The organism is uncultured Abyssibacter sp. (assembly GCF_964000955.1).
Classification (GTDB): Bacteria; Pseudomonadota; Gammaproteobacteria; order Nevskiales; family OUC007; genus Abyssibacter.
In genome coordinates this window covers 1-9,798 of record NZ_CAXFCL010000095.1, presented here as the reverse complement: position 1 = coordinate 9,798, position 9,798 = coordinate 1, and the positions used below count along the sequence as shown (strand labels likewise).

Annotated in this window: 12 protein-coding genes; 4 read left to right on the top strand and 8 right to left on the bottom strand. The window is 66.0% G+C overall.

Going from position 1 to position 9,798, the window contains the following annotated elements; genetic code table 11:
- From guaA to tadA, 3 genes are all read left to right on the top strand, one after another.
- On the top strand, positions 1–889 hold an 889-nt coding region (gene guaA, locus ABNS06_RS04415; protein ID WP_348672805.1), incomplete at its 5' end, for a glutamine-hydrolyzing GMP synthase.
- Between the two features lie 56 nt (positions 890–945).
- Positions 946–2,256: an alpha/beta fold hydrolase gene (locus ABNS06_RS04410; RefSeq protein ID WP_348672804.1), complete on the top strand. Its 1,311-nt coding sequence runs from the start codon at positions 946–948 to the stop codon at positions 2,254–2,256.
- Between the two features lie 25 nt (positions 2,257–2,281).
- Positions 2,282–2,746, top strand: a complete 465-nt coding sequence (tadA, locus tag ABNS06_RS04405) for a tRNA adenosine(34) deaminase TadA (RefSeq protein WP_348672807.1) — start codon at positions 2,282–2,284, stop codon at positions 2,744–2,746.
- Here the strand turns inward: tadA and ABNS06_RS04400 are convergent.
- From ABNS06_RS04400 to ABNS06_RS04375, 6 genes are all read right to left on the bottom strand, one after another.
- Positions 2,738–3,361, bottom strand: a complete 624-nt coding sequence (locus ABNS06_RS04400; protein WP_348672803.1) for a carbonic anhydrase — start codon at positions 3,359–3,361, stop codon at positions 2,738–2,740. The two genes, tadA and ABNS06_RS04400, sit on opposite strands and share 9 nt — an antisense overlap.
- Positions 3,362–3,422: 61 nt before the next feature.
- Positions 3,423–3,926: a GNAT family N-acetyltransferase gene (locus tag ABNS06_RS04395; protein WP_348672802.1), complete on the bottom strand. Its 504-nt coding sequence runs from the start codon at positions 3,924–3,926 to the stop codon at positions 3,423–3,425.
- Positions 3,927–4,055: 129 nt separating this feature from the next.
- Complete coding sequence (locus ABNS06_RS04390) at positions 4,056–4,463, bottom strand: gamma-glutamylcyclotransferase family protein (RefSeq protein WP_348672806.1); 408 nt, start codon at positions 4,461–4,463, stop codon at positions 4,056–4,058.
- Positions 4,464–4,483: 20 nt separating this feature from the next.
- Positions 4,484–5,227: a dienelactone hydrolase family protein gene (locus ABNS06_RS04385; RefSeq protein ID WP_348672801.1), complete on the bottom strand. Its 744-nt coding sequence runs from the start codon at positions 5,225–5,227 to the stop codon at positions 4,484–4,486.
- 168 nt (positions 5,228–5,395) lie between these two features.
- On the bottom strand, positions 5,396–6,379 hold the full coding sequence (locus tag ABNS06_RS04380; RefSeq protein WP_348672800.1) for a DUF4382 domain-containing protein: 984 nt from the start codon (positions 6,377–6,379) through the stop codon (positions 5,396–5,398).
- 34 nt (positions 6,380–6,413) lie between these two features.
- On the bottom strand, positions 6,414–7,352 hold the full coding sequence (locus tag ABNS06_RS04375) for a DUF6502 family protein (protein WP_348672799.1): 939 nt from the start codon (positions 7,350–7,352) through the stop codon (positions 6,414–6,416).
- A 24-nt stretch (positions 7,353–7,376) separates the two neighbouring features.
- Here ABNS06_RS04375 and ABNS06_RS04370 point away from each other — a divergent pair, with 24 nt between their 5' ends.
- Positions 7,377–8,204, top strand: a complete 828-nt coding sequence (locus ABNS06_RS04370; protein WP_348672797.1) for a hypothetical protein — start codon at positions 7,377–7,379, stop codon at positions 8,202–8,204.
- A 12-nt stretch (positions 8,205–8,216) separates the two neighbouring features.
- Here the strand turns inward: ABNS06_RS04370 and ABNS06_RS04365 are convergent, their stop codons facing one another.
- The gene (locus tag ABNS06_RS04365; protein WP_348672796.1) at positions 8,217–9,590 is read right to left on the bottom strand and encodes an NAD(P)/FAD-dependent oxidoreductase; all 1,374 of its coding nucleotides are present in this window, start codon (positions 9,588–9,590) and stop codon (positions 8,217–8,219) included.
- Positions 9,587–9,798: hypothetical protein (locus ABNS06_RS04360; protein ID WP_348672795.1), on the bottom strand; the 212-nt coding region annotated here is incomplete at its 5' end. The genes ABNS06_RS04360 and ABNS06_RS04365, both read right to left, overlap by 4 nt.

Sequence of the window (9,798 nt, the reverse complement as noted above, 5' to 3'; positions counted from 1 at the left end):
CCTGCTGGGTTTGTCCGGTGGTGTGGACTCCTCGGTGGTCGCCGCGCTGCTGCATCAGGCCATTGGCGACCAGCTGACCTGCGTGTTTGTCGACAACGGTCTGCTGCGCAAGGACGAGGGCGATCAGGTCATGGCGACCTTCGCCCAGCATCTGGGGGTGCGCGTGATCCGCGTCGACGCCGAGGAGCGCTTCCTCTCGGCGCTGGCGGGCGAGGCCGATCCCGAGGTCAAACGCAAGATCATCGGCAAGACCTTCATCGACGTGTTCGACGAGGAAGCCGGCAAGCTGACCGAAGTCGATTTTCTCGCCCAGGGCACGATCTACCCGGACGTGATCGAATCGGCGGGCGCCGCCACCGGCAAGGCCCATGTGATCAAGTCGCATCACAACGTCGGCGGGCTGCCCGATCACATGAAGCTGCAGCTCGTCGAGCCGCTGCGCGATCTGTTCAAGGACGAGGTCCGCAAGATCGGTCTGGAACTGGGGTTGCCGCGGGAGATGGTGTATCGCCATCCATTCCCGGGCCCGGGCCTGGGCGTGCGCATCCTCGGCGAGGTGAAGAAGGAATACGCCGATCCGCTGCGTGAAGCCGATGACATCTTCATCTCCGAGCTGCGCCGGCACGACCATTACGACGCCGTTAGCCAGGCCTTTGCGGTGTTCCTGCCGGTGCGCAGCGTTGGCGTGATGGGCGACGGTCGCCGCTACGAGCACGTGATCGCCTTGCGCGCGGTCGAGACCATTGATTTCATGACCGCGCGGTGGGCACATCTTCCCTACGACTTTCTTGATCACGTCGCACGCCGCATCGTGAATGAAGTCGACGGCATTTCGCGCGTCGTCTACGACATTTCAGGCAAACCACCAGCCACGATCGAGTGGGAGTGAACCACCCACAGCCGCGCTGAACCCGCGGACGGGTCACGGCCGGTGTGGAGTGAACAATGCACGGACTCTCTCGAAGACGCTGGCTGCTGTGGCTGGCGTTGATTCCCCTGGTGGCCACCGCGGCCAACGACAGCCGGACGGTGGCACTGCAACTGCTGGATCGTCTGGATCGTGGCGAGTACGCCGAGGCGGTGGCTGACTTTACGCCGGACATGCTGAAGGCGGTGCCCGCGACGCAAATCCAGCAGATCTGGGCGTCGTTGCCCCAGCAGCTCGGCAAACCCCTGCGTCGTGGAGACGCCACCGTGACCCCGGCCAATGGCATGGAACTGGTCATGGTGCCGCTTCACTACGAACGCGGGGCCCTGACCGCCAATATCGCGGTCACTCCCGATGGTCGGATCGCCGGTTTGCGACTGCTGCCGCTGGTACCACCACCGCCGGCCGTGCCTGATGAGGCCGGCTACACCGAGCAGGACCTCCAGGTGGGCGGCCAGCCATCGCCGCTGCCCGCGACGCTGGTCCTGCCCGGTGGTGAAGGTGAGCATCCGGCGGTCGTGCTCGTGCACGGGTCTGGTCCGCAGAATCGCGACGAGACCATCGGGCCGAACCACATCTTCCTGGAACTTGCGCGTGGGCTGGGCAAGCGCGGCATCGCGGTGCTGCGCTATGACAAACGCACGCACGTGTACCCGGAGCAGTTCAAGTCGGGCGGCTTCACGATGGAGGAGGAAACCGTCGCCGATGCCGTCGCGGCCGTGGACGTCTTGCGCGAGCAGCCGCGGGTCGATGCGTCTCGTGTCTTCGTGCTCGGACACAGCCAGGGCGGCATGCTGGCCCCCCGCATCGCTGGGCGTGTCGACGACCTGGCTGGAGTGGTGCTGTTCGCCGCGCCGGCGCGATCGTTGCTGGACCTGCTGCCGGAACAGAATCGGTATCTGTTCGGGCTGGACCAGCGCATTTCCGAAGACGAGCGGGCGTTTCTGAATCAGCTGGATGAGCAGATCGCCGCGCTGCGTGGGGACGGACCGGTGGCCACGGCCGATACGCCCATGCAGCTGCCGGCCGTGTACTGGCGGGATGCTGACGCCGTCGATCCGGTCGCCGAGGCAGCTGCCATCGAAGTGCCGATGCTTCTGCTGCAGGGCGGCCGGGATTTTCAGGTGACGGGCACCGACTGGGCGCTCTGGAAGGACGCGTTCGAAGGCGACCCGCGGGCCACGTTCCGGTACTACCCGGCGCTGAATCACCTGGGGATCGCGGGTCAGGGCGCCAGCAGCCTCGAGGAGTATCAGCAACCGGGGCATGTGGAAGAGCAGATGATCACCGACATCGCCAACTGGATTGATCAGGTGTCGGGTGCCTGAGACCGCCGGCGTCGACAGCCGATGGATGCGGCATGCACTGGATCTGGCGCAGCGAGCGGCCGAGGCCGGCGAGGTGCCGGTGGGGGCGGTGGTCGTGCGGGACGGTCAAGTTCTGGGCGAGGGCTGGAACCGGCCCATCGGGCTGTCCGATCCCACCGCGCACGCCGAGATTCAGGCGCTGCGCGCCGCGGCGGCGGCGGTGGGCAACTATCGCCTGGTTGGCTGCGATCTGTACGTCACGCTGGAACCCTGTGCGATGTGCGCCGGGGCGATTGTCACCGCCCGCATCCATCGGGTGATCTACGGCGCGGATGACCCTCGTGCGGGTGCCGCGGGTTCCGTGTTTTCGGTATTGCCGGGCGAGCAGCTCAATCACCGCTGCGAAATGACCCCGGGCGTGCTGGGAGAGGAATCCGCGGAGCTGCTGCGAGGCTTCTTCCGCGCGCGCCGCAAGCCTCCGCCGACCCTGGCGGAGCGGGATTCAGGGTAGGCCGTCGAAGAAATCCACCTCGCCGGTTTCCAGCGAATATTCCGCACCCACGACGAGCAGGTCATCGTTCAGACTCAGGTTCTCGAGGATGTGCGAGCCATGGCGCAGCTGGCTGGCGGAGGCGACGATGTTCGCTCGCACCGCCATACGCTTGATGTGTTCGCTGTCGGCGCCCGGGCAGGCCTGCATCAGCGGGTCCACCACCGGCCGGATCCGGTCGACGATGGCATGCAGGTTCGGCGACCGGTTTTCGGTGGGGCGCTCCAGCTGGTCCACCGTTGCCGCCACCGCGCCGCAGCAGGTGTGACCGAGCACCACCACCAGACGTGTGCCGAACACCTCGGCCGCGAATTCCACGCTGCCGACCAGTGACGGCGCGATGATGTTGCCGGCGACGCGAATCACGAACAGGTCGCCCAGTCCCTGATCAAACACGAGCTCGGCGGGTACGCGCGAGTCCGAACAGCCGAGGATGATGGCGAAAGGCTCCTGGCCGCCGACCAGTTGGGACCGGCGAACCTGATCGTTGGCTCCGTCACGGCCCCGCGGGTCGTTGGCGACAAAGCGCGCGTTGCCGTCCTGCAAGCGTTTGAGGGCATCCTGGGCTGAGAGCATGCGTCTTCCTTGATGAGCGTTTGTGCCTGGGTCACGGGGGTCGGGCCGATGCGGCGCCGCCTCACTCGTGGACCGTCTCCAGGGATTTATACATCACGTATGCATCGACCAGACCATGTACAGGGTGGTCAAATGCGTTCGGGAGCGTTCCCACCACGCTGAACCCCATGCGCTTCCACAGGCGCACGGCGGTCAGGTTGGTCGCGACGACGCAGTTGAACTGCATGGCGAGAAACCCCAGCGCGTGCGCACGTTCCTGCGAATGCGCGCAAAGCGTTGATGCCACGCCTCGGCCACGCGCGGATTCCGCGACGACGTAGGCCGCGTTGGCAACGTGACGTCCGCCGCCACCCTGATTGGGCTTGAGCAGATAGGTGCCCAGCAGTTCCTGCTCCGGGTTCTCCGCGATGTAGGTCTGCAACGGCGCGGTACACCAGAGCTGATGGGCCGCCGATGCACTGATGTCACGATCGATCGCGTAAGTCTCACCGGCCCGGAACACGGGCTCCAGCAAGTTCCAGAGGGCGGGCCAGTCCCCGGGCAGCGCGCGGCGAATGTTGATCATGGCTGCATGATGGGACGAATCTGCGGGTCTGCCAAACCGATCGAAACCGGCTTCGCGGGCGTGAAGGTTTCCGGGTTGGAGGTCCGGGGTTCCATCAGTGGGACGCTGAAGCGTCCGAGGGTGCCGTGGTCAGCTCGGGTAACCGATCCTGCCGGATTGCGCACTGACGAAATCCAGATAGTCACCATCCCGGATTCCGGCGCGGGTACCGGCGGGACGGGCATACCGATAGACCCAGGCGACTCGGGGCCCGTCGTCCGTCATCACGGGCTGGCGGACGCGTTCGTACTCGGCCCGCCGTCCGAGGTGGCAGCCTTCGTAACGGTCCAGATGATGCAGGTCGCGGGTTCCGGGCAGGACGTACAAGTCACCGAGCACCCGATCACCTCGTCCCCTGGCGGGAATCAGGCCGGGATACCGCCCGAGCCAGATCAGCCGTCCCGCTGTGGTGGCTCCGCCGAGCCAGTGTGCGGGACGACCGGTGACCCGTTCGATCGGCATGCCGCCTCCGGGGCGCAGCGTGCCGTAGACGAACAGCAGCAGGGCAGCGCGGCGGCTCAGCGTTTCAGGGTCTCATCGAGAAAGGCCTGGAACGCCGCCCAGGACTGGGTGTCGGCGGTCTCCCGGTAGCTGTCCTGTCCGAACACCGTGAACGCATGCGGTGCGCCGCCGTAGGTCGTCATGGTGTGGGGCAGCCCGGCTGATTCCAGCGCCTGGGCAAGCTCGGCGAACTGATCCATGGTGATGTGGCCGTCCGCGGTGCCGTGCAGGATCAGGTAGCGGCCCTTGGCTCTGGCGTAGTCCTGACCGTCCGGCGTGGTCAGACCGCCGTGAAAGGTCACGAAGCCCTCGAGGTCGGCTCCGGAGCGGGCCAGTTCCAGTACCGCCGCGCCGCCGAAGCAATAGCCCATCGCAACCGCATGATTGGTGTCGGCACCCAGCCCTCGCGCGGTGCGCAGCGCGCCGTTCATCAGCGCGCGTAGCTTCTCGCGGTTCTTGTAGAGCTCGCCTGTGTGTTGTCGCTTGTCCTCGACGGTGGTCGGACGCACGCCCTTGCCGAACAGATCGGCCGCGAACACCGCATAGCCGAGGCCGGCCAGCATGTCGGCGCGTTCGATCTCGTAACCGGTCAGGCCATCCCAGTCGTGCAGCAGCAGGACGAGCGGTGCGTCGGGCGCGGGGGTGACGAAATAGCCGTCGTAGGCCTTGCCGTCGACACTGTATTCGACGGTCTGACCGGTTCCGGCAAAACCGACGACCGGAGCGATCGCGGTCAGGACAAGGAGTAGCGTGCGACGCATGGGGTATATCCGGAGCGGGGAAGGTCGCAGACTAACGCAGGGACATGGCGATTTGCATGCGCTCCCCACAGGGGGGGCGCATGCAAATCGGTGTTTCTCCCGAGCAAAAAAACGGGGCGGCTTGAACCGGGCCGCCCCAATTTGCACAGATCGCTTGTTGGTATTCGCTTATTCGGTTTCTGTCGCCGGCGGTGCCGCCTCGAAGTTGATGGTGGTCACGGTGTCCGCCTGGATGACGATGTCGTTCTCGATGTCACCGAAGGTGATGTCATCGTCCTGTTCACCCAGATCGTTACCAGCCTGGCAGGTGAACGCGGCGGTGTAGGTCTCCGCGAGCAGGAATCCGACCTCGTAGCTGAAGCCCGTGACGTTGTCGTCCATGTCGGTGATCGGAGTCACCAGGGCGGTGGTCAGCGGATCGACATCGTCGTCCGTGGAGCTGTCGGCATCGTCAGGAACCGTGGAACCGCCGGTGTAGACGTAAACGGCCGCGCCTTCACCGGTGACCGGGTCGGCGGTGCAGCTGGCGTCCGTGAACAGGGCGGGGTCGATGGTGCCGGTGAGCGTGCCGACCTCGGCGTTGTCCACGACCCGAACGACCGGCCGCAGGTTGTAGCAGTCGTTGGCGCCGCGTTCGGCGATCGACTGGCGCAGGTCAAAGTCCACCGTGTAGGCGGCCGACTGCCCGGCAGCGACCGTGATCGGCCCCTGGAACTTCAGGCCGGACTGCTCACCGCTGGGCACCACCAGCGGATAGTCGACGCCATCGATGGTGATGTACGACGGCAGTTCGCCGGGAATGCTGTTGCAGCTCGGCGGCACCGAATCGATCAGCAGTCGAACCTGCTGATACTCGCCGACCGGCACTTCCTCACCTTCGATCAGGAACGTGCTGTTGTTGCCTTGCAAGGCGAGCAGGTCGATCTGCTGTGGCGTGTCCAGCACGAAGGTCTCGCGTGGTGCGTCGTCGTCACCGAGCAGTTGCACCTCGGTGAAGGTCACCACCACGGCTTCGGCTTCGTCGACCGGCGCGTCGGTGACGCCCAGTGACACGAAACCGGTACCGGTGATGTCGGCAGAACCTCCGTCGCCTCCGCAGGCGGCGAGAGCGCATGCGGCGGTTAGCGGTATCAATCGTTTCAGAGTGGGCATCGGTGATCTCCTGAATGTGTTGTGGGTCAAACGGTCATCCCCCATCGGTCTCTCCGGATTCGCTGAATACGTAGATCCCCAGCCCCGCGAACTGTCCACCGGTGTCGGTGGTGAACTGAGCGAGCTCGCCATCGAGCTCCTTCAGCAGACGCATCCCGGAATCCGCGGCGACGGTTTGCAGCCGTCGCAGGCCGGCCTGCGTCAAATGGTTGAAACTCACCTTGCGCTGGAAGCGCGGTGCGCTCGGCTGGTCGATGTTCCAGCCGATGGTGTCGAGCAATGCCGCCACGTCCGTGCCCATCAGATCAAGCTTGGCCGTGACGTCTTCACGCGGCACGTAGGCATCGGTGACCAGCGCGATCCGGCCGGGCCGCGTCGAGTCGCCATCGGCGGACCGGGCGACCCCGGATTGCAGCAGCTCCCGCGTGACCGCGGTGATTGGAATATCCGGGCAGGCCCGGGCGCGCAGGGCTTCCAGCGAGGGTTCCGGGCCCAGCACGTCGAGTTCGAGGGGCTGCCCGTTGTCGTCACGGTACGCGGACTCGCGAATCCAGAGGGAGACCAGCCGCAACGCCGGATTGAACACTTGCATCGGCGCGTCGCGTTCGGCGAGTCGCTGAACGCGCGCGACCTCGCGCCGGTTGATGCCGGTGAGCAGCGCCACGCGTGACTTGCTGGCGGGTCGGGATCGAATCCCGAATTCCTCCGTCGCCACCGACACGAACACCCGTTTGGCGATATCTGAAAACGCCGCGTAATCAATCCCTTGACGCATCAGCACGCGCGCGAGCGCGCGCAGGATGCGCTCAACGGAGCGCTGCATGCGCGACTGCGCGGTGGGATCAAATTGTGTGGCGGCATCCATAATTGGCATAATAATGCCAAATAACGTGATCTGCCAATGGGCAGGATGTTGTTCAACCAGGCAATGCGAGGGCGGGGACCCTCGACGGCGCATTGCCAACTCACGCAAACAGAATCAAAACGGGGAAATCAGATGAAGGTGAATGCCACTTTGCGCGCGGGCCTCATGGGCTGCGCGGCGATCTTCGGTGCCGGTGCGTCCGGCGGCGCGGCGGCCCAGGTCAGCTTCGACGTCGTCAGCGCCGAGGCGATCATCGCGACCACGCATCCGCTTGCGACCGCGCTGGCCGGATACCATGAGCTGGGTCTGGCGCCGCAGGACCTGAGCGCGCTGAACAGTCCGCTGAATGCGGGTTATCGAACCGCCCTGCAGGGCCTGATCATCGGCAGTCTGTCCACCCTGGAGATTCTCGCCAGCTCGCAGACGCTGCCCCGCGACGCCGCGATGAGCCAGCTCGACGTGACCGGTGATGGGCGTGTGGATCTGCTCGACGTTGTCGCGGTGCAGGGCACGCAGACGAATCTCGACTCGGCGCGCCCCTCCTTCCGGGACATCAGCGGTACCGGATTCCTCAGCACGGTATGGGACCGCATACCGATGACCACGGATCGCGACATCAGCGGCACCGGGTTCGATCTGATCATCGAAGCCACCCGACTGCTGGCCAGCGAGCGCGACATTTCAGGTACCGGCTTCGAGCTGATCCTCGATCTGGCGGATCAGGTCGAGACCCGCGACATCTCCGGCACCGGCTTTGACGTTCTGCTCGCGCTGCTCACCGGTCTGAACACCTCGCGCGACATTTCCGGCACCGGGCGCATTGCCGCGGATGTCTTCGACATCCTCGGCCAGCAGATCATCAGTGCGATGAACCGCTTGGCCGACGACGACGTCGAAGGCGCCGGCCTCGAACTGCTGCTGGGCTATCTGGCCGCCGCGGAGATGCTCGCGGAGGACTGACGCGGACCGCGCTCAGGCCAGTGCGGCAGCCACTTCACCGGCGGCCCGCTGGCCTGACCGGATCGCGCCCTCGATGTAGCCGCAGAATTCGCTGGCGGTCTCGGTACCGGCCCAGTGGATGTCTCCGCAGGGCGCGCGCAGTGCCGGGCCCAGTTCGGTCAACACGCCCGGCGTGAACAGCCCGACATAGCAGCCGCGCGCCCAGGGGTCGGTGATCCAGTCATGTTCAACATGGTCGAGCGGATTGCGGGCCTGCTCGCCGAAGTAGCGCGTCAGGCTGGTCAGCACCGCTTCGCGCCGGGCCTCCGGCGTCGCGGAGGACCATCGACGCGCCGGCGCGCCGTCGATGAACCCGACCAGGGCGCCGAACTCGCCCGACGGCGGGGTAGCGTCGAACACGGTGTTGAAGGGCAGGCTATGGCTGACCGCCTCGCCGGACAGGCCGTTGTGTCGCCAGAAGGGTGTCTCGTAGGCCACCACCGTCTTGATCACCGAACCCATGGGCATGCGGTTGGCGAGCTGGGCTCGGTTGGCGGCCAGTGGCGGATCGAAACGGATGCGGTCCTGCAGCGCGGGAGGAAGCGCGCAGACCACCTTGGGTGCCTGAAACGCCCGGCCATCGGCCGTGGTGACCACGAGGCCGGATGATGGATCGCTTCGGCGGATCTCCGCCACGGGCGCCTCCAGATGAATCAGCTCCGCGGCCGTCAGTGGCCGCGCCAGATGTTCGGCGAGCTGCACCATGCCGCCGTCCACCGTTGCGGCCTGCGCGCCCGATTCCACGGAGGTCAGCACCTCGAAGTTCTCGTTGGAGGCGCAGTAGAACAGGAAGCCCAGAAACGAGAGCATGCCCGGCTCGGCCGTCATCACCGAGCGCACGGCGATGTCGAAGATCTCCCGTCCGGTTCGCGTGCGCAGATGCCGGCGCATCCAGGAGTCCAGCGTCTGGTGATCCCACTCGCTGGCGCGTTCGGTCTCCCAGGGTGCGTGCAGATCCAGCGCCTTCTGCTGCTTCGTCAAGGTCTGGATCGCGCGCTGCAGCTCGAGCAGCGCCAGTGGATTCGCATTCGGAATCAGGCCCCGGTACCGCTTGAGCCGGTCGCGTCCCCCGTGGTCCAGGTGCAGGAGGCGGGCACCGTCGGTGAATTGCGGCAGTTCCTGCACCCCCGCAGACCGGGCGAGCGTCTGCAACTCGCTGTGCGCGGCGCCGATCCATTGGCCGCCGATGTCCACGGTCCGTCCGGCGAGCTCGGTGACGCGTGTGCGCCCGCCGATGCGATCACGGGCTTCCAGTACGGTGACGCGCAGTCCGGCGTCATGCAGCTGCCGGGCGCATTGCAGGCCCGAAAAACCGGCGCCGATGACGATGCAGTCGCTTGGATTCATGTGGGTCCCAGGCGGGTGGAGGCGACACGGCGAAACAGGCGCCGGTCGCGGGATTCGGTCCAGGTGAACAGTGTCAGTTGGTCCAGCACCAGTTCGCCGTCCGGCGGCGGGCTGGCATCCAGCCGTCGTCGGGTGCACTCCCGGTCGGCATCGGGCAGGCGGCGGTCAAGCCGGGCCACGGTGACATGGGGCTTGGGCGGGCGTGTGT